This window comes from Aeromonas media (genome assembly GCF_020423125.1).
Lineage (GTDB): Bacteria > Pseudomonadota > Gammaproteobacteria > Enterobacterales > Aeromonadaceae > Aeromonas > Aeromonas media.
This window is the reverse complement of the sequence record NZ_CP075564.1, coordinates 3,727,444-3,744,983: the sequence shown is the minus strand read 5'-3', so window position 1 is coordinate 3,744,983 and position 17,540 is coordinate 3,727,444. Positions and strand designations below refer to the sequence as shown.

Sequence of the window (17,540 nt, the reverse complement as noted above, 5' to 3'; positions counted from 1 at the left end):
TTGAAGATCAGCTAACCATATATCACTGAGGTGAAAGGCACATGCCAGTAATCAAAGTCCGTGAAAATGAGCCGTTTGACGTTGCTCTGCGTCGCTTCAAGCGTTCTTGCGAAAAGGCCGGTATCCTGTCTGAAGTTCGTAGCCGTGAGTTCTACGAGAAGCCGACTACCATTCGCAAGCGTGCCAAAGCGTCTGCCGTCAAGCGTCACGCCAAGAAGCTGTCCCGCGAAAACGCACGTCGTATCCGCCTGTACTAATCGGGGGATCATGCCGTGTCTCTGAAGGATCAACTCAAGGATCAACAAAAACTCGCCATGCTGGCCAAAGACAAGGCTCGCTTGGGAGCGATCCGTTTGTTGATGGCAGAAATCAAGCAGCGTGAAGTCGATACCCGTGTCGAGCTCAATGATGAGGATATCCTCGCTGTCGTGACCAAGATGGTCAAACAGCGCCGCGATTCCATCAGCCAATTTGAAGCTGCCGGTCGTCAGGATCTTGCCGACAAAGAGTCCGCCGAGATTCTGGTGCTGCAGGAATTCCTGCCGCAACAGCTGACCGCAGAGGAAATTGCCGTGTTGATCGAGCAAGCCATCACCGAAAGTGGGGCTGCCGTCATGGCGGACATGGGTAAAGTCATGGCTGTCTTGAAGCCGAAAATTCAGGGGCGTGCCGATGTCGGCGCCGTCAGTGCTCAGGTGAAAACCCGCTTGGCGTAACAGGCATTTCTCTTGTTAGTCGAAAGAAGCCGTGCTTCCCTGTGAATGCGCGGCTTTTTTATTTTCTCTGCAGTGAAACAGGACGGTTATGGCAGGCAGGATCCCACAATCCTTTATCGATGATCTGCTCGTACGCACAGACATAGTCGAGCTGATCGACTCGCGAGTGCGGCTGAAGAAGACTGGCAAGAACTATCAGGCTTGTTGTCCTTTTCATAACGAAAAAAGCCCCTCTTTCACCGTCAGTCAGGAGAAGCAGTTCTACCACTGCTTCGGTTGCGGTGCTCACGGCAATGCCATCGGCTTTGTCATGGAGTACGACGGACTCGAATTCCCGGACGCCATCGAAGAGCTCGCCAGCATGCAGGGCATGCAGGTACCCCGCGAGCAGAGTCTAGGCGGCTCTGCAAGCTCTCAGCCTGCCGTCAGCAAGGATCTGTTCGAGCTGATGAATCAGATTGCCCGCTTCTATGAGAGCAATCTCAAGAACGCGCCGCAGGCGGTGGAATACCTTAAGGGGCGCGGTCTGACCGGTGAAGTGGTCAAGCGCTTCAACATAGGCTATGCCCCGGGAGACTGGGATCAGGTGAGGCGCCGTTTCGGGTCCAGCCGGGATCACGAGCAGTTGCTTATCTCCGGCGGCATGTTGATCCCCCGCGACAGCGGCCCAGGCAGCTATGATCGCTTCCGCGATCGCATCATGTTTCCCATCCGTGACAAGCGGGGCCGGGTCATCGGCTTCGGTGGCCGGGTGCTGGGGGACGGCACTCCCAAGTACCTCAACTCCCCGGAAACCCCCATCTTCCACAAGGGGCGTGAACTGTTCGGCCTCTACGAGGTGAAGCAGGCACACAAGGATCCTCGCCGGATCCTGGTGGTGGAGGGCTACATGGATGTGGTGGCGCTCGGTCAGTACGACATCGACTATGCGGTGGCCGCGCTGGGCACCGCCACCACCAGCGACCATATCCACACCCTGTTTCGCACCACGGCCGAGGTGGTCTGCTGTTACGACGGTGACAACGCCGGCCGTGAGGCGGCCTGGCGGGCGCTGGACAACGCACTCTCCCATCTGCAGGACGGGCGCGAACTCAAGTTCGTGTTCCTGCCCGATGGAGAAGATCCGGATTCGCTGGTGCGCCAGATTGGCAAGGAGGGGTTTGAGGCCTTGCTGGACGAGGCCCAGCCCTTCGCCGATTTCATGTTCGAGCGTCTCGGGCGTGATGCCGCCCTCTCTGGTGAGGCGGGCAAGTTTGAAGTGGCCAACAAGGCTGCCGAACTGATCCGTCGCGTGCCGGAGGGCTTTACCCGGGAAGGATTGATCACCCGGCTCTCCAGCATGATGCGTTGGGGGGAGAACAAGCAGCGGATCGCCGAGCTGTTTGCCCGCAATAGCCAGCCCAAGGGCGAAGTCAACAAGCCCAAGGCCGCCAAGCTGACCCCCATTCGCCGGGCACTGGCTCTGATGGTGCAATATCCGGCGGTGACGGCCGAGCTTCCCCCCATGCCGGAGCTGGCTGGACTGCGGGTGCAGGGCATCAAGTTCCTGTTGCAGCTGCATCAGCAGATCCTGACTCAGCCAGGGATCACTACCGGCATCTTGTTGGAGCACTGGCGTGGCACCAAGGAGGGGGAGATCCTGGCTCAATTGGCCATGCACGACCTGTTTGAAGAGATCAAGCTCGACCAGGGGCCGGATATTCTGGGAGAATTGCAGGATACCTTCGTCGGTTTCATCAACCAGTTTCTGAAGCAACGAATCGAAGAATTGCAGGCCAAGGTGGCTCAGGAAGGGCTAAGCTCTGAGGAAACACAGGAGCTGATGATGCTGATCAGAGAGGTACAGATTGAGAAAAGAAATGAGAGCGGGGCTTGATATTTGAGTGATTAGTCCCAATATGAATACCGTTGCCCGAATCGACGGGATTAAAAGCAAACATTTTATAACCGCCTGGCCCCGACAATACTGCGGGCAGGGGTTTCTCATGACCGACGCCGCAACCAGACATAGCATGTCTGGCGGTTTTCTATTAGAATTGGCTATTTGCGCAGCAGCGCACTGTACGCGCAACCTAGCAACACCAACCGGATGAGTTCTATGGAGCAAACCCCGCAGTCTCAGCTTAAACTCCTCGTTGCCAAAGGTAAAGAACAGGGCTACCTGACCTATGCCGAGGTGAACGATCACCTCCCGCAAGACATTGTCGACTCTGACCAGATCGAAGACATCATCCAGATGATCAACGATATGGGTATCCAGGTAGTGGAAAACGCCCCGGACGCCGATGATCTGATCATGGCCGAAGGTGGTACCGCCGATGAGGACGCTGCCGAAGCAGCGGCCCAGGCTCTGGCATCTGTTGAATCTGAGATTGGTCGCACGACCGATCCCGTCCGCATGTACATGCGGGAAATGGGTACCGTCGAACTGCTGACCCGTGAAGGCGAAATCGACATCGCCAAACGGATCGAGGACGGTATTAATCAGGTACAAAGCTCCGTTGCCGAGTACCCTGAAGCCATTACTTACCTGCTCGAACAGTACGACAAGTACGAAGCCGAGCAACTGCGTCTGTCCGACATCATCTCCGGCTTTATCGATCCGAACGAAGCGGACGACGTGGCGCCGACCGCCACCCACATCGGCTCCGAACTCAGTGAAGACGATCTCGCTGACGAAGACGAAGATGAAGACGAGGATGAAGACGAAGACGGCGACAGCTCCGACGACGACGGGGACGGTGGTCCGGATCCGGAAGTCGCCCGCGAGAAGTTCGGTGAACTGCGTGCCCAGTACGAAGTCACCCGTCTCTCCATCCAGAAGAATGGTCGTGCCCACGACGACACCCAGGCCGCTATCGCCCAGCTGGCCGATGTGTTCCGTCAATTCCGCCTGATGCCCAAGCAGTTCGATCGCTTGGTCAACAACATGCGCGAGATGATGGAACGGGTCCGCGTGCAGGAACGCATCATCATGAAGCTCTGCGTTGAGCAGGCCAAGATGCCGAAGAAGACCTTCGTCGCGGCCTTCACCAACAACGAGTGCGAAACTGCCTGGTTTGAATACCAGAAACAGGCTGGCAAGGCCTGGTCTCCGCGTCTGGTCGAGATGGACGAAGAAGTGCTGCGTTCCATCGGCAAGCTGCAGCAGATCGAAGAAGAGACAGGTCTGTCGATCGCCCAGATCAAGGACATCAACCGTCGCATGAGCATTGGTGAGGCCAAGGCCCGCCGTGCGAAGAAAGAGATGGTCGAGGCCAACTTGCGTCTGGTTATCTCCATCGCCAAGAAGTACACCAACCGCGGTCTGCAGTTCCTGGATCTGATCCAGGAGGGCAACATAGGTTTGATGAAGGCGGTGGACAAGTTTGAATACCGTCGTGGCTACAAGTTCTCGACTTACGCTACCTGGTGGATCCGTCAGGCCATTACCCGCTCCATCGCGGATCAGGCCCGTACCATCCGTATCCCGGTACACATGATCGAGACCATCAACAAGCTCAACCGTATCTCCCGTCAGATGCTGCAGGAGATGGGTCGTGAACCGAACCCGGAAGAGCTGGCCATGCGCATGGGCATGCCGGAAGACAAGATCCGCAAGGTATTGAAGATCGCCAAAGAGCCCATCTCCATGGAGACGCCCATCGGTGATGATGAAGATTCCCACTTGGGCGACTTCATCGAAGATACCACCCTGGCGCTGCCAGCGGATGCTGCCACCAGCGAGAGCCTGCGCAACGCCACCCGCGAAGTGTTGGCTGGCCTGACCGCTCGTGAGGCCAAGGTACTGCGTATGCGCTTCGGTATCGACATGAACACTGACCACACCCTCGAGGAAGTGGGCAAGCAGTTTGACGTTACCCGTGAGCGTATTCGTCAGATCGAAGCCAAGGCGCTGCGCAAGCTGCGCCACCCGAGCCGCTCGGAAGTGCTGCGCAGCTTCCTGGACGAATAGTCCAGAGGCTTTTCCCTGAGCCGTCTCAAAAGCCCCGCCATGCGGGGCTTTGTTTTATCCGGTTTGGCGCTATGGTTGCTCCGGAGCACAGATTGGGTGATAGATGGACAAAAACTCGCCAAGTGGTTGATCTGCCTATGGACGGCTTATCCTGCATCCCCTATAATCCACGCCGCAAAACCAACATCATGGCCCCTTAGCTCAGTTGGTTAGAGCAGTCGACTCATAATCGATTGGTCGCCCGTTCAAGTCGGGCAGGGGCCACCACATTCAGACAAAGCCGCTCTTCGTGAGCGGCTTTGTCGTTTCTGGCGCTCACCAGCGCCGGTCCAGATCCTAGCCATAGGGCGCCATGCGCGCCGATAGGGGAGGCGCGTCTCGGGGGATGAAGACGCAGTATGCCTGCCCGTCGGCAAGTGGGGGCCCGCCATACGAAAAAGCCTCCCGCCGATATGGCAGGAGGCCTGTTTCAGTGCCCGAGAGTGTGAAAGCCTGGGGCTAGTGTTCAGGCTTACTGGGCGCTCAGGCTGTAGGTCAGAGTCTGGTCGTTGAAGCGCACCACATAGGCACCGATTACTGCCGTGGTGATGTCTGTCCCGGCCAGCTCGGCCACGCCGTCCTTGTTGGTGTCGCCGTAGTTCTGGGTCCAGTCACCCTTGACGTCGAACTTGAAGCGCTGGCCGCCGCTGGCATCACCGGTCCCGGTGAAATTGACGTTGGCCTGCCAGAGGTGATCGCTCACCAGCGTCATGGGGGTGGTGCCCCAGCCATTGGTGGTGCCACGGATATTCAGGCTGACGACATTCCTGGCATAGCCGACGCTGACCGGGGTCAGGCTGTATTGCAGGGTCTGGTCGTTGAAGCGCACCCGATACTGGCCAGTGACCTGGGTCAGTATGTCGGCGCCCCCCTGTTCGGCTACGCCATCCTTGTTGGTGTCACCGTAGTTCTGGGTCCAGTCTCCCTTGACGTCGAACTTGAAGCGCTGGTTGGCCTGGCCGTCGAAGGTGAGTATTGCCTCCCACTGATTGTCGGCAACCAGCGTCATGGCAAGGGATCCCCAGGCATTGGGGGTGCCGCGCAGGTGCAGGGTGGGTAGCACGCTGTTGTAGGCACCGTTGCTGTCGGTGACTGTCACCGTGGCGTTGGCACTGGCGGTCAGCCCTTCGGCATCGGTGACCGTCAGGGTGACGGTATGGGTGCCCGGGGTATCGAACTGGACGGTTTCAGTAGGGGCGCTGCCGCCGGTGGACCAGCTGTAGCTCGCCACACCTTCATCATCGGTGGAGGCGGAGCCATCGAACACCACGCTTTCCCCCGTCTTGATGCTGAGGTTCTTGGGCGAGAGGGCGGCGACCGGTGCCTGGTTGCTGGTGAGGGGAGTGATCGTATAGCGCAGGTCGCCTTCGCTCAGGGTGATGCGGTAGGTGCCCGCCCCGCTGACCTGGATATCCTTGCTGCTGCCCTTGTCGGCGATGCCGTCCCCTTCGTTGTCGCCGTAGTTCTCGGCCCAGTTGCCGAAGACGTCGAACTTGAAGCGTTGGGCACCGGTTGCGTCACCGTTGCCGGTCAGGGTGAGGGTGGCGGACCAGACACGGTTGGCATCGACTGTCATGGGGGTGTTGCCCCAGGCGTTGGGGGTGCCGCGCAGGTTCATGCTGCTGAACTTGTTGCCCGGCAGTGCAGAACCACCGCAGGGGCTGGCCTTGGTGCAACCGGCAATGATGGCGGCCGCCTTCATGCCGGGCACGTTCAGGCTGGCCTTGCCGCTGCCGTCGACGGTGACATAGCCGCCGCTGCAGTAGTCATTGCCGCCGAGGAGGTTGCAGTACTCGCCCGCTGGCAGGCCGGTCTGCACCGAGGCTATCAGGCTGCCGCTCTCGTTGTTGATGGCGACAAAGCCCTTGTCTCCCCGACTGAAGGCTATCTGGTTGTTGCCGTTATCCCACCAGTTGCTGACTGGCTGGCCTTCGGTCCTGTTGTGGAACAGGGCCATGTTCATGATGGTCGGGCGACGTTGTTCGCAGTTCCATTGGCCATCGGTGCAGGGCGTGCTGCCCGGTGCCCCCTTGTCGGTTTCATAGGTGCCCATGTTTTCGAAGCGGTAGCCCGACATCACCTGCTTCCAGCCATAGGGCCAGGCCATCATGAAGGTGTTGGCCAGATCGTAGCGGGCGCCGCTCATGAAGGTGAGCATGCCGCCGCCACCGTGGCCACGTTCGCGGTCGTGGTTGACCACGAAGACGAAGGCCTTGTTGGAGGGGAGCAGACCCCAGCTCTCGCCGAGCGTCTTGAGATTCTTGATCTGGCTGTTGAAGTTGGCGGCCAGATCCGTGCCGTATTTGAAGTCGGTGACGGTGTCGATGTAGGTGTAGCGGCCCGGTTGGATGTCGGGGGACTCTCCGCCTGCGCCGATCACCTCCAGGTAGGCCTTGGGGCTGCCTGCCTTGTCGAGGATGGCCTTCACCTCGCTCGGGGCCATGTGTTTGGCCGCATCGATACGAAAGCCCGCCACGCCCCAGCCAAGCAGGGTCTTCATGTAGGTGGCGATCTGATCCTGCACGTAGGGCGAGCCGGTGTTGAGATCCGGCATGCCGTAGAGGGCGCCGTTCCAGACGTTGTTGCTGTCGCCGTAGTTGGTGATGTCGCCGCTGTGGTGGAAGTCGTTGTAGCCGAACTGGGGATACTGATATTGCCCCGAGTTGTAGCTGCCGCCGCCGGTGGCGGTCCCGGTGCCCGAGGCAAGCTGGTTGAAGACGGCATCGGCGTAGACCTTGACCCCGACGGCGTTGCAGCGGGCGATCATGCTCCTGAGTTCCGCCTCACTGCCGCCGAAGCTGTTGAAGTTCTTGAAGCTGACGGGCTGATAGACGGTCCACCAGACTTGGCTCCCCTGCTTGTGTTCGGCGGGGGGGGTGATCTGGACACCGCCGAACCCCTTGGGACCGAGCACGGTCTCGCACTCGGTGGCGATGTCGTTGAACTTCCATTGGAACAGATGGACCATGACCCCTTCGGCGGCGGCTGTGTGGCTGAAAGAGCCCAGCACCGCGGCGAGCATGGCGGTTCGAAACACTGTGTTGTGCATGACGATTTTCCCTTCGATCTTGTAATTGACGTGTCACTGTCTTTATTTCGAACGGACCACAAACAACCTCGTTCGGCTCTGTAGCATTCATGAAATCGAGGCGATTGAAAATCGAACAGCGGAGATTAGTTAAGAATTGTGAATGAAAATGCTTTCATGACAGCGGGGGGCAAGAGGGGAAGCGTCGTGGCCGATGAGGGGCTAGAGCAACTGTGGCCACCGGAAAGGGGCGGTCTGCAGACGGATGAGCGGGTAAGGAAAGACGGGCACAATGATGCCCGTCTGGTTCAGAAATGGGGCTCCTGCTGGTGCTGCGATACCTGGCGCCGACGGCGGGGCAGCATGCGGGTCACCAGGTTGCTGCGCTGGCGCCAGGAGGTGTAGACGATGGCGCACAGGTGTAGGGCTATCATGGCCTGCAGGGCCCAGGTGCACCACTCGTGCCAGTCGTCCGCCCCCAGCTCGAAGCCGGTCTCGGTGTTCTGGAACCAGCCGCTACCGGCGGTGGCCAGGACGAGCAGCCAGAGTACCCAGACCGCCAGCTTGCCGCTGCCGTGATGGCCGGGCGCCGCAGGGGCGCGCTCGCGTAGCGCCACGGCCTGCTGGCGGAAATCGTCCCGGCTCGGGATGAGGGCGCGCAGGCGGGCATGGCCTCGAGCCAGGGTAAGCCCCCACAGCAGGCGCAACCCGATCAGGGCCATGGCGCCATAGCCCAGCCATTCATGCCACTCCTCACCCGCCTCGTTGAGCCAGAGGTTGCCGATGCAGACTGCCGCCACCCCCCAATGGGTGAGGCGGACCAGACCATCCCAGTGGAAGGGGTCAGCCTTTCTGCTTGGCATATTGGTGGTACTCCTTCTTCAGGTCATTGACCTTGGCCAGGTGGGCCTGGGCCTTCTCCTGATCACCGGCCTGCAGGGCCGCCAGGCTGGCATCCAGCTCGCTCTGCACCTTGTTCATGCCCTCGAGGAACTTCTCCTTCTTGGCGGTCGGCATGTTTCTCTCCTTGGCCACATCGAGCTGAGCCTTCATCTCCTTGATGTGCTTCTCCATGGTGGCCGCATCATCTGCCTTGACGGCCTGCTTGTAGTTGAAGCCGATCTTCTTCATCGGCTGCTCCAGATCGCCAGCCATGGCGGGCAGGGTCATCAGACCAAACATCAGGGGCAGCAGCAGGGGACGTACAGTTTTCAACATGGGATTTCCTTATGAGACGACGAGATTGCAGGTTCTTATGGCACTCATTTGAGTGCGGTATCATACAGCATGATGCCATGAAAGCGGGGCAATTGTATGGGGAAAGTGCGACCAATTGTGACGAAATGTGTGCATTGTGCTGTACATATGTAGTCAGAAGGAGATGAGCCGGGGGCGGAAACAGGGCGGCAACCCGGGGCCGTGGGCCCGAGGCGGCGAGAGGTGCGAAGGGGATGGATGCCACCTGCCACTACCATGCCGGGCTTGGGGGTAAGTCTGGTGCCGGCAGGGCGGTTCCCGGTGGCCCGGGCAGCAAAAAGGGCCCGCAGGCCCTTGTGTTCGGTGTGGAGAGGCAGCCTTTACTTGGCTTGCTCGCGTTCGATGGCGCGCCAGCCGATGTCCTTGCGGTAGAAGACACCGTCCCACTGAATGCGACCCGCCAGCTGGTAGGCGCGTTGCTGCGCCTCGGCGACGGTGTGGCCCAGCGCGGTGGCGCACAGCACGCGACCACCGGCGGTGACTATGGTGTCTCCTGCCAGCTGGGAGCCGGCATGGAATACTTTCTCGCCGCTCGCCTCTTCCACCGGCAGGCCGCTGATGGGCTTGCCCTGCTGGTAGTCACCGGGGTAACCACCCGCCGCCAGCACCACGCCGATGGCGACGCGGGGATCATAGATGGCTTCGACCTGATCCAGCTTGCCGGCACAGGCGGCCAGGCACAGCTCCACCAGATCGGAGCGCATGCGCAGCATGATGGGCTGGGTCTCGGGGTCGCCGAAGCGGCAGTTGAACTCGATCACCTTGGGGTTGCCCTGGGTATCGATCATCAGGCCGGCGTAGAGGAAGCCGGTGTAGACGTTGCCCTCGGCCGCCATGCCGCGCACTGTCGGCATGATCACCTGCTCCATCACTTTTTGATGCACCGCATCTGTCACTACGGGCGCCGGGGAGTAGGCCCCCATGCCGCCGGTGTTGAGGCCGGTGTCGCCGTCGCCGACCCGCTTGTGATCCTGGCTGGTGGCCATGGGCAGCACGTGCTCGCCGTCCACCATGACGATGAAACTCGCCTCTTCCCCGTCCAGGAACTCCTCGATCACCACACGGGCACCTGCGTCACCGAAGGCATTGCCGGAGAGCATGTCGCGCACTGCCGCTTCCGCCTCTTCGAGCTCCATGGCGACGATGACGCCCTTGCCTGCCGCCAGACCGTCAGCCTTGATGACGATGGGGGCACCCTTCTCGCGCAGGTAGGCAAGAGCGGGCTCCACCTCGGTGAAGTTCTGGTATTCGGCGGTGGGGATGGCGTGGCGCGCCAGGAAGTCCTTCGCGAAGGCCTTGGAGCCCTCCAGCTGGGCGGCGGCGGCGGTCGGGCCGAAGATGGCGAGCCCTTCGGCACGGAAGGCATCCACCACCCCTTTCACCAGGGGCGCTTCCGGCCCGACGATGGTGAGACCGATCTGCTGGGCCTTGGCGAAGGCCAGCAGGCCCTGGATGTCGGTCGCCTCGATGGCGACGTTCTCTATGCTGCCCTCGTGGGCGGTGCCGGCATTGCCGGGGGCGACGAACACCCGGGTCACCATGGGGGATTGCTTGGCTTTCCAGGCCAGGGCGTGCTCACGGCCGCCGTTGCCAATGATCAGTACTTTCATCGTATCGCTCGCTTCTATTTGTGATAACCGCCTGGGGCTGCGGTTGAAAATAGTCAGTTGAAAAGAGACAACAAAAGGGCCGCCAGTGGCGGCCCTGACTCATCAGTGACGGAAATGGCGCATGTTGGTGAACACCATGCACATGCCGTGCTCGTTGGCGGCCTCGATCACCTCGTTGTCACGCATGGAGCCACCTGGCTGGATGACGCAGGAGATGCCTGCGGCAGCGGCGGCATCGATACCGTCGCGGAACGGGAAGAAGGCGTCGGAGGCCATGACGGAGCCCGCGACGGTCAGCCCTTCATCTTCGGCCTTGATGCCGGCGATCTTGGCGGAGTAGACCCGGCTCATCTGGCCGGCACCCACGCCTATGGTCTGGCCGTCTTTGGCATAGACGATGGCGTTGGACTTGACGAACTTGGCGACCTTCCAGCAGAACAGCAGGTCTTTGAGTTCAGCCTCGGTCGGCTGGCGTTGGCTGACCACGGTCAGATCCCCCAGGGTGACCATGCCGTGATCCCGCTCCTGCACCAGCAGGCCGCCGTTGACGCGTTTGAGGTCAAAGCCCTGGGCCGGGGCAGTCCACTGGCCGCATTCCAGCAGACGCACGTTCTGCTTGGCTGCCACCGCCTCGCGGGCCGCCTGGCTGATGCTGGGGGCGATGATCACCTCGACGAACTGACGGGCAACGATGGCCGCCGCGGTGGCACCATCCAGCTCGCGGTTGAAGGCGATGATGCCGCCAAAGGCGGAGGTGGGGTCGGTCTGGTAGGCGCGATCGTAGGCACCCAGCAGATCCTCACCGATGGCGACGCCACAGGGGTTGGCGTGCTTGACGATGACGCAGGCCGGCTCGGCGAACTCCTTCACGCACTCCAGCGCCGCGTCTGTGTCGGCGATGTTGTTGTAGGAGAGTGCCTTGCCCTGCAGCTGGACGGCGCTTGCCACCGAGCCCGGTGCGGCCTGCTCTTCGGCGTAGAAGGCGGCAGCCTGGTGGCTGTTCTCGCCGTAGCGCATGTCCTGCTTCTTGATGAACTGGGCGTTGAAGGTGCGCGGGAAGCGGGACTCGGCGTCACCCTCCTTGTTGTCACCGTAGGAGGGGACCAGGGTGCCGAAGTAGTTGGCGATCATGCCATCGTAGGCGGCGGTGTGCTCGAAGGCCGCGATGGCCAGATCGAAGCGGGTAGCCAGGGTCAGGCTGTTGCCGTTGCCATCCATCTCGGCGATCACCCGGCCGTAATCGGCCGCCTTGACGACGATGGTGACGTCCTTGTGGTTCTTGGCGGCGGAACGAACCATGGTCGGGCCGCCGATGTCGATGTTCTCGACGGCGTCTTCCAGGGTGCAACCTGGCTTGGCCACGGTGGCGGCGAAGGGATAGAGGTTGACGACGACCATGTCGATGGGGGAGATAGCGTGCTGGGCCATGATGGCGTCATCCCGGTCGCGGCGGCCGAGGATGCCACCGTGTACCTTGGGATGCAGGGTCTTGACCCGGCCATCCATCATCTCGGGGAAGCCGGTGTAGTCGGAGACCTCGGTCACCGGCAGGCCCGCGTCGGCCAGCAGCTTGGCGGTACCACCGGTGGAGAGCAGGGCCACGCCACGCTCGTTGAGTGCCTTGGCAAATTCCAGGATGCCAGTCTTGTCAGACACACTCAGCAGCGCACGGCGAATGGGTCGAGCTTGTTCCATCACACTATCGTCCTCAGCATAACGGGGACCGTTCCATGGGAGGCGAGGCTCAACACAGAGAGTCCCCAAATAAATGGAAGTGGGGGATTTCGCAAACCACTCTCGCCCGGCGAGCCGGCAAAAGCGTTTTAGGAAATGCCCGCTTGACGCGACGCTCTCTTGTGGGCGCGTATTCTACACAAAAAATGTGAGCTGTGGTGGATTTTTTAAAGAGACAAAGCCTTGTGTGGTGCGGTGTTAAACGTTTTCTGGTGGATTTTTGCGAAACGTTTGTCTTTTCAGTGTTTTGAGGGTAAAGGGTCGGGATGGCCCGGGTTGTCTACTGCTTTCCTGCCTTTGGCTGGCAATCGCCGGGCAAAGGGGCGATAGTGGAAGCCGGTTTATATTGAGTACCATGTCTGGCGGGAGAGGAAGGATGTATCGGATCGGGGAACTGGCCAAGGCGTGCGGGGTGAAGGCGGACACCCTGCGCTTTTACGAGAAGAACGGACTCATCTCGCCGGGGATCCGCAACGAGTCGGGCTATCGCCTCTACGGCGAGCAGGACAGGCGGCGGCTGGAGTTCATCATCCGCGCCAAGTCGGTGGGCTTCTCCCTGGCGGATATCGGTGAACTGCTCTCGCTCGACACCAACAAGGCGCGGGTGACCTGTCAGGAGGTGAAGGCGGTGGCCGATGCCAAGCTTGAACAGGTGGAGCAGAAGATAGTGGAGCTGACCCGTTTTCGCGAGAACCTGAAGTCGCTCTCCGACATCTGCTGCGGCGGCCCGCGCTCGGCGGAGCACTGCGCCATCCTGGAAACCCTGGAATCCGGCGCCCCTTCCCGTCACGAGCATCACGACCATGAACACTGAACATCATCGCCCCCGGATCTCTGCCTTCCTTGCCCTCTCCCTCGACGGCTTTATCGCGGGGGAGGGGAACGATCTTGCCTGGCTGGATCCCTATAACGGCGACTCCCAGGAGGAGACCGGCTACAGCGCCCTGATGGCCAGCACCGATCTGCTGCTGATGGGGCGTAACAGCTATGACATAGTGCGCACCTTCCCCGAGTGGCCCTACGGCGACAAACCCGTGGTGGTGTTGACCCACAGGCCCGCCGAGCCTCGGCCTCACGTCTCCTTTCGGCAGGGGGCGCTGGCGCAGGTGCTCGGGGAGTTGTGGCAGGAGGGGGCGCGCCACATCTATCTGGATGGTGGCGAGGTCGTGAGGCAGGGCCTGCAGGCCGGGCTGGTGGACGAGCTGATTCTGTTCTGGGTGCCAGTCACCCTGGGACGCGGCGTTTCCCTGTTTGCCGGCGCCCTGCCCGGGCGCCTGGTGCCTGTGTCCAGCACAGTGCTGCCGAGCGGCCTGGTACGGGTGGTCTATCACCCGGCCTGAGCCCTTGCAGGCGGGCGGCAAGAGGCGCACAATCGGTGCGTTTTTTCGCCGTCCTGAGCTGCCGCCCCGGCCTCTCGTTCGGCAAAGTGCCATTCATCACCATCACTGCAAAGGAGCCAGCATGGCCAAGAAGAAGGTGGCCCTCGCCACCACTGAACCCGTCCACGATCATCAGCGCGGGGTCATCCAGGACAACCACCTCAAGGCATTGGTGACCTCAACCCTGTTTCAGGCCAGGGTCGAGCCAAGCAAGAAGGGCAAGGGCAGCTACCAGCGCAAGGCCAAGCACGGCAAGCGGTGGGAGCCCGGTCAACAGCAGATGGTGTGCATCTGCTGCTGAGCGGGTTTCTGCTTTGGAACCTGTCCACGATCTTGCTGCGAGGCCGTGATCAAGGCTCATGTGCTGCTCGGAATCCTCATGTGTACTTACACACTCCGGTTCCTGCGCTGCTCTTCACCTTGCTGACAGCCTCTCGCGACAGACCGTGAACAGGTTCTTGGAACCAAAACAAGCGGGGCGCTCATGGCGCCCCGCTTGTGTTCCATCTGGTTAAAGGCGGTTACCTCATTCGTCCATAAAGAGCTCGAGCAGTACGTTCAGGTAGCGATGGCCGAGGGACGTCAACTGCCAGCTGTCGCCGAGATCCTCGATAAGCTCCTTGGTCTGGGCGATGGCCAGCATAGTCTCCACCCGCTCCAGCGGCAGCCCGGTATAGGCCTCGAACTCCGCCTTGGGGGCGGGCTCGAACAGCCGGAAGCGGTTCATGAAGTACTCCAGCGGCAGATCGTCCTCGGTCACCGTCCACTGGCTGTCCAGATAGGGGCGGGCAGGGGCCAGATACCCCTTGGGGTGCTTCACCTTGGCGGTGCGCAGGATCTGCTGGTTCGCGAGATCCGTCACCTTGCCGTGGGCGCCGCAGCCGATGCCCAGATAGTCACCAAAGCGCCAGTAGTTGAGGTTGTGGCGACACTGATAGCCCGCCTTGGCGTAGGCCGAGATCTCGTACTGCTGATAACCCCGGGCGGTGAGCATGGCGTGACCCTGCTCGTAGATGTCCCACAGGGTGTCGTCCTCCGGCAGCTTGGGGGGCTTGGAGGCGAACGCCGTGTTCGGCTCTATGGTGAGCTGATACCAGGAGAGGTGCGGCGGCGCGCAGTCGATGGCCTGCTGCAGATCATAGAGGGCGTCCTCCAGGCTCTGATCCGGCAGGCCGTGCATCAGATCCAGGTTGAAGGTGGGCAACTTGATGGCGTGGGCCAGCTCAGCTGCCTTGCGCGCCTCTTCCGGGCCGTGAATGCGGCCGAGGCGGGTCAATTTTTCCTGCTGGAAGCTCTGCACCCCGATGGAGATGCGGTTGATGCCTGCCTGCTGGAAGCCGGCGAACTTGTACGCCTCCACCGTGCCCGGGTTGGCCTCCATGGTGATCTCGCAATCCGGGGTCAGGGCGATGCGTGCGCGCACCCCGTCCAGCAGCGCTTGCATGGCTTCCACGGAGAGCAGACTCGGCGTACCACCGCCGATGAAGATGGAGGAGAGGGGACGCCCCTGGGCCCAGTGCAGATCCTTATCCAGATCCTCCAGCAGGGCGGCCACGTACTCGAGGTGGGGCAGCTCCCCCTTCTGGGCGTGAGAGTTGAAGTCGCAGTAGGGGCACTTCTGGACGCACCAGGGCACATGGATATAGAGGGAGAGGGGCGGCAGTTGCAGCATGGTGTTTCCAGTATTCAAAAAATCAAAATGGGGGCCGGTCGGGTGGCCCCCATTGTAGATGAAATGCGTGCCGGCGTATCCCGGCGCCCGGTCGGGTCTCAGTGCGCCGCGGCTAGCGCCGCCTTGAGCTTGACCAGGGCCTGGCCGCGATGGCTGAGCTGGTTCTTGAGCTCTGCCGGCATTTGGGCCGAGGTGCAGTCGTGGTCGGGGACGAAGAACACGGGGTCATAGCCAAAGCCATGCTGGCCGCGGGGTTCGTCGATGATCATCCCCTCCCAGCTCGCCTGGCAGATGATGGGGGTGGGATCGTCGGCGTGGCGCATGTAGACCAGCACGCACCAGAAGCGGGCGCTCTTGAGGTAGTCGGGGGCGCCTTGCAGCTCGGCCAGCAGCTTGTCGATGTTCTCCTTGTCGCTGGCACCGGCACCGGCAAAACGGGCGGAGTAGACGCCGGGGCGACCGTGCAGCAGGTCTACTTCGAGGCCTGAGTCGTCAGCGACGGCGGGCAGGCCTGTGATGCGGGCGGCGTGGCGTGCCTTGATGATGGCATTTTCGACGAAGGTGGTGCCGGTCTCGTCGGCATCGGAGACCGCAAACTCGCTCTGTGGGATCACCTGGATCTTCATATCGGCCAGCATGGCGGCCAATTCCTTCACCTTTTTCTGGTTCCCTGTTGCCAGGACAAGCTTGTTCATCACACACCTCCGCAAAAATAATCTGCGCATTCTATGCGGGGCAGGGGTTTAGTAAAAGCGCCAATTGCCCGGGATCCGGTGCCGACGGACGATCCGGGTTCCACCCCCTGAGAGGTAGAATGGATACATGTTTCCCGGAAGGAATAACCAAAGTGATTAAATACCATTTCAATTCATTACTGTGAGTCAGTAGACTCGCGCCCCAATCGATTTTCCCCCTAGGCCTTGAGGTGACTGATGCCATTGATTCTTCTGCTTGTACTCCTGGTGCTGTTCAGCCCGCTGGCCATCGACATCTATCTGCCTGCCATCCCGCAGATGGCCGAGCAACTGGGAGCCGAGGTGACCCTGATGCAGGGCACCATCACCTGGTTCCTGTTCAGCATGGGATTGGGCCAACTGCTGGTGGGGCCGCTCGCCGACCGCTATGGCCGCAAACCCATCGCGTTGGGGGGGGGGCTGCTCTACGGGCTGAGCGCCCTGGCAGCCGGTTTTGCCGCCAGCCTGGGTGAGCTGATGTTGGCGCGGGTGCTGCAGGGCTTCGGTGCCTGTGCCACCTCGGTGGCCGCCTTCTCGGTGGTGCGTGACAGCTATGGCCCCAAGAAGAGCGGCCAGATGATCTCCTACCTGAACGGCGCCATCTGCTTCATTCCCGCCCTGGCGCCCCTGCTCGGTGGCTGGCTCACCGCCAAGGCGGGCTGGTCGGCGAACTTCTGGTTTATGGCGGGTTATGCCGTTGTGGTAGGCAGCTGGCTGCTGTGGCGGATGCCGGAGACCCGTCCAGAGGAGACCAGCAGCAGCGGCCCGCTCATCAGCTGGTCCCGTTACAGCCCTGTGCTACGCTCCCCGAGCTTCCTGTTCAACGCGGCGCTCTGCATGCTGGCGATGGCGGTGATCCTGGCCTATGTCACGGCGGCGCCGGTACAGCTGATGGTGAAGCTGGGTCTGGACATGAACGGGTTCAGCTACTGGTTCACCGCCAATGCGGCGCTCAACATCCTGGCCTGCTTCCTGGCGCCGCGCTTCATCGCCAGGGTGGGACCGAGACGCACCCTGCGCATCGGCCTGCTGGTATTGCTGCTGTCGGCCATCCTGCTGACGCTGACCATGTACCTGGCGCACCCGCTGGCGATGATGGGGCCCGTGTTCCTCTCCAGCATCGGCTTTGCCATGATACTTGGGGCCTCGGCCGGTATGGCGCTGGCCCCCTTCGGTCACTGCGCCGGTACCGCCGCCGCCCTGCTCGGCCTGTTCCAGATGAGCGGCTCAGGCGCCCTGGTGGGGATCACCGGATGGTTGATGCCGGATCCCCTGAGCCAGCTGGCGCTGCACATGTGGCTACTGTTGCCCCCCTTGCTGATGCTGATGACACGGCAGGGACGCCGCTTGTGTTTGCAATAAATCCTGTGCTCTGATGAGCGCAAGCGGGGGCTTCTGGCCCCCTTGCTTTTTTGG

General features: G+C 61.2%; 15 protein-coding genes and 1 tRNA gene. 9 read left to right on the top strand and 7 right to left on the bottom strand.

Annotation, left to right across the window (positions count from 1 at the left end; genetic code table 11):
* Nucleotides 1–41 precede the first annotated feature (41 nt).
* From rpsU to KI797_RS17215, 5 genes are all read left to right on the top strand, one after another.
* Entirely contained in the window at nt 42–257 is a 216-nt protein-coding gene (gene rpsU / locus KI797_RS17235) for a 30S ribosomal protein S21 (RefSeq protein WP_005309452.1), read from the top strand.
* A gap of 15 nt (nt 258–272) precedes the next feature.
* Nucleotides 273–716, top strand: a complete 444-nt coding sequence (locus KI797_RS17230) for a GatB/YqeY domain-containing protein (protein WP_005331908.1) — start codon at nt 273–275, stop codon at nt 714–716.
* 88 nt (nt 717–804) lie between these two features.
* On the top strand, nt 805–2,592 hold the full coding sequence (gene dnaG, locus KI797_RS17225) for a DNA primase (protein WP_226170307.1): 1,788 nt from the start codon (nt 805–807) through the stop codon (nt 2,590–2,592).
* Between the two features lie 183 nt (nt 2,593–2,775).
* Nucleotides 2,776–4,671 (top strand): RNA polymerase sigma factor RpoD, encoded by a 1,896-nt coding sequence (gene rpoD / locus KI797_RS17220; protein WP_263685420.1) that lies wholly within the window; start codon nt 2,776–2,778, stop codon nt 4,669–4,671.
* A gap of 190 nt (nt 4,672–4,861) precedes the next feature.
* A tRNA-Ile gene (locus KI797_RS17215) sits at nt 4,862–4,938 on the top strand.
* 244 nt (nt 4,939–5,182) lie between these two features.
* On the opposite strand, the gene KI797_RS17210 is transcribed toward KI797_RS17215, so the two are convergent.
* From KI797_RS17210 to purH, 5 genes are all read right to left on the bottom strand, one after another.
* Complete coding sequence (locus KI797_RS17210) at nt 5,183–7,759, bottom strand: alpha amylase C-terminal domain-containing protein (protein ID WP_226170304.1); 2,577 nt, start codon at nt 7,757–7,759, stop codon at nt 5,183–5,185.
* Between the two features lie 287 nt (nt 7,760–8,046).
* Nucleotides 8,047–8,601: a cytochrome b/b6 domain-containing protein gene (locus KI797_RS17205; protein ID WP_041205048.1), complete on the bottom strand. Its 555-nt coding sequence runs from the start codon at nt 8,599–8,601 to the stop codon at nt 8,047–8,049.
* A complete protein-coding gene (locus KI797_RS17200) occupies nt 8,582–8,956 on the bottom strand; it encodes a cytochrome b562 (RefSeq protein ID WP_041205049.1) in 375 nt (124 codons plus the stop codon). Before KI797_RS17200 ends, KI797_RS17205 begins: the two co-directional genes overlap by 20 nt.
* A gap of 359 nt (nt 8,957–9,315) precedes the next feature.
* On the bottom strand, nt 9,316–10,605 hold the full coding sequence (gene purD / locus KI797_RS17195; protein ID WP_042650095.1) for a phosphoribosylamine--glycine ligase: 1,290 nt from the start codon (nt 10,603–10,605) through the stop codon (nt 9,316–9,318).
* A 102-nt stretch (nt 10,606–10,707) separates the two neighbouring features.
* Nucleotides 10,708–12,300, bottom strand: coding sequence for a bifunctional phosphoribosylaminoimidazolecarboxamide formyltransferase/IMP cyclohydrolase (gene purH / locus KI797_RS17190; RefSeq protein ID WP_226170301.1), 1,593 nt, complete (start codon nt 12,298–12,300; stop codon nt 10,708–10,710).
* 415 nt (nt 12,301–12,715) lie between these two features.
* On the opposite strand from purH, the gene zntR reads away from it, so the two are divergent.
* From zntR to KI797_RS17175, 3 genes are all read left to right on the top strand, one after another.
* Nucleotides 12,716–13,153 (top strand): Zn(2+)-responsive transcriptional regulator, encoded by a 438-nt coding sequence (gene zntR, locus KI797_RS17185; protein WP_005331131.1) that lies wholly within the window; start codon nt 12,716–12,718, stop codon nt 13,151–13,153.
* Entirely contained in the window at nt 13,143–13,679 is a 537-nt protein-coding gene (locus tag KI797_RS17180; RefSeq protein ID WP_226170298.1) for a dihydrofolate reductase family protein, read from the top strand. The genes zntR and KI797_RS17180 overlap by 11 nt, the downstream gene beginning before the upstream one ends.
* A gap of 121 nt (nt 13,680–13,800) precedes the next feature.
* Nucleotides 13,801–14,019, top strand: a complete 219-nt coding sequence (locus tag KI797_RS17175) for an alternative ribosome-rescue factor A (protein ID WP_005331127.1) — start codon at nt 13,801–13,803, stop codon at nt 14,017–14,019.
* 225 nt (nt 14,020–14,244) lie between these two features.
* Here the strand turns inward: KI797_RS17175 and hemW are convergent, their stop codons facing one another.
* Together hemW and rdgB are read right to left on the bottom strand one after the other, a co-directional pair.
* The gene (hemW, locus tag KI797_RS17170) at nt 14,245–15,390 is read right to left on the bottom strand and encodes a radical SAM family heme chaperone HemW (protein WP_226170295.1); all 1,146 of its coding nucleotides are present in this window, start codon (nt 15,388–15,390) and stop codon (nt 14,245–14,247) included.
* A 98-nt stretch (nt 15,391–15,488) separates the two neighbouring features.
* Entirely contained in the window at nt 15,489–16,085 is a 597-nt protein-coding gene (gene rdgB, locus KI797_RS17165; RefSeq protein WP_042650100.1) for an RdgB/HAM1 family non-canonical purine NTP pyrophosphatase, read from the bottom strand.
* A 237-nt stretch (nt 16,086–16,322) separates the two neighbouring features.
* Between rdgB and KI797_RS17160 the strand changes: the two genes are divergently transcribed.
* The gene (locus tag KI797_RS17160) at nt 16,323–17,486 is read left to right on the top strand and encodes a multidrug effflux MFS transporter (protein WP_226170292.1); all 1,164 of its coding nucleotides are present in this window, start codon (nt 16,323–16,325) and stop codon (nt 17,484–17,486) included.
* Nucleotides 17,487–17,540 lie beyond the last annotated feature (54 nt).

Excerpts from the sequence above, each read along its gene's own strand:
- purH (WP_226170301.1), bottom strand. The coding sequence starts at position 12,300 with ATGGAACAAGCTCGACCCATTCGCCGTGCGCTGCTGAGTGTGTCTGAC.
- zntR (WP_005331131.1), top strand. The coding sequence starts at position 12,716 with ATGTATCGGATCGGGGAACTGGCCAAGGCGTGCGGGGTGAAGGCGGAC.
- KI797_RS17175 (WP_005331127.1), top strand. The coding sequence starts at position 13,801 with ATGGCCAAGAAGAAGGTGGCCCTCGCCACCACTGAACCCGTCCACGAT.
- KI797_RS17200 (WP_041205049.1), bottom strand. The coding sequence starts at position 8,956 with ATGTTGAAAACTGTACGTCCCCTGCTGCTGCCCCTGATGTTTGGTCTG.
- rdgB (WP_042650100.1), bottom strand. The coding sequence starts at position 16,085 with ATGAACAAGCTTGTCCTGGCAACAGGGAACCAGAAAAAGGTGAAGGAA.
- KI797_RS17210 (WP_226170304.1), bottom strand. The coding sequence starts at position 7,759 with ATGCACAACACAGTGTTTCGAACCGCCATGCTCGCCGCGGTGCTGGGC.
- KI797_RS17160 (WP_226170292.1), top strand. The coding sequence starts at position 16,323 with ATGCCATTGATTCTTCTGCTTGTACTCCTGGTGCTGTTCAGCCCGCTG.
- KI797_RS17205 (WP_041205048.1), bottom strand. The coding sequence starts at position 8,601 with ATGCCAAGCAGAAAGGCTGACCCCTTCCACTGGGATGGTCTGGTCCGC.
- hemW (WP_226170295.1), bottom strand. The coding sequence starts at position 15,390 with ATGCTGCAACTGCCGCCCCTCTCCCTCTATATCCATGTGCCCTGGTGC.
- rpsU (WP_005309452.1), top strand. The coding sequence starts at position 42 with ATGCCAGTAATCAAAGTCCGTGAAAATGAGCCGTTTGACGTTGCTCTG.
- purD (WP_042650095.1), bottom strand. The coding sequence starts at position 10,605 with ATGAAAGTACTGATCATTGGCAACGGCGGCCGTGAGCACGCCCTGGCC.
- KI797_RS17180 (WP_226170298.1), top strand. The coding sequence starts at position 13,143 with ATGAACACTGAACATCATCGCCCCCGGATCTCTGCCTTCCTTGCCCTC.
- dnaG (WP_226170307.1), top strand. The coding sequence starts at position 805 with ATGGCAGGCAGGATCCCACAATCCTTTATCGATGATCTGCTCGTACGC.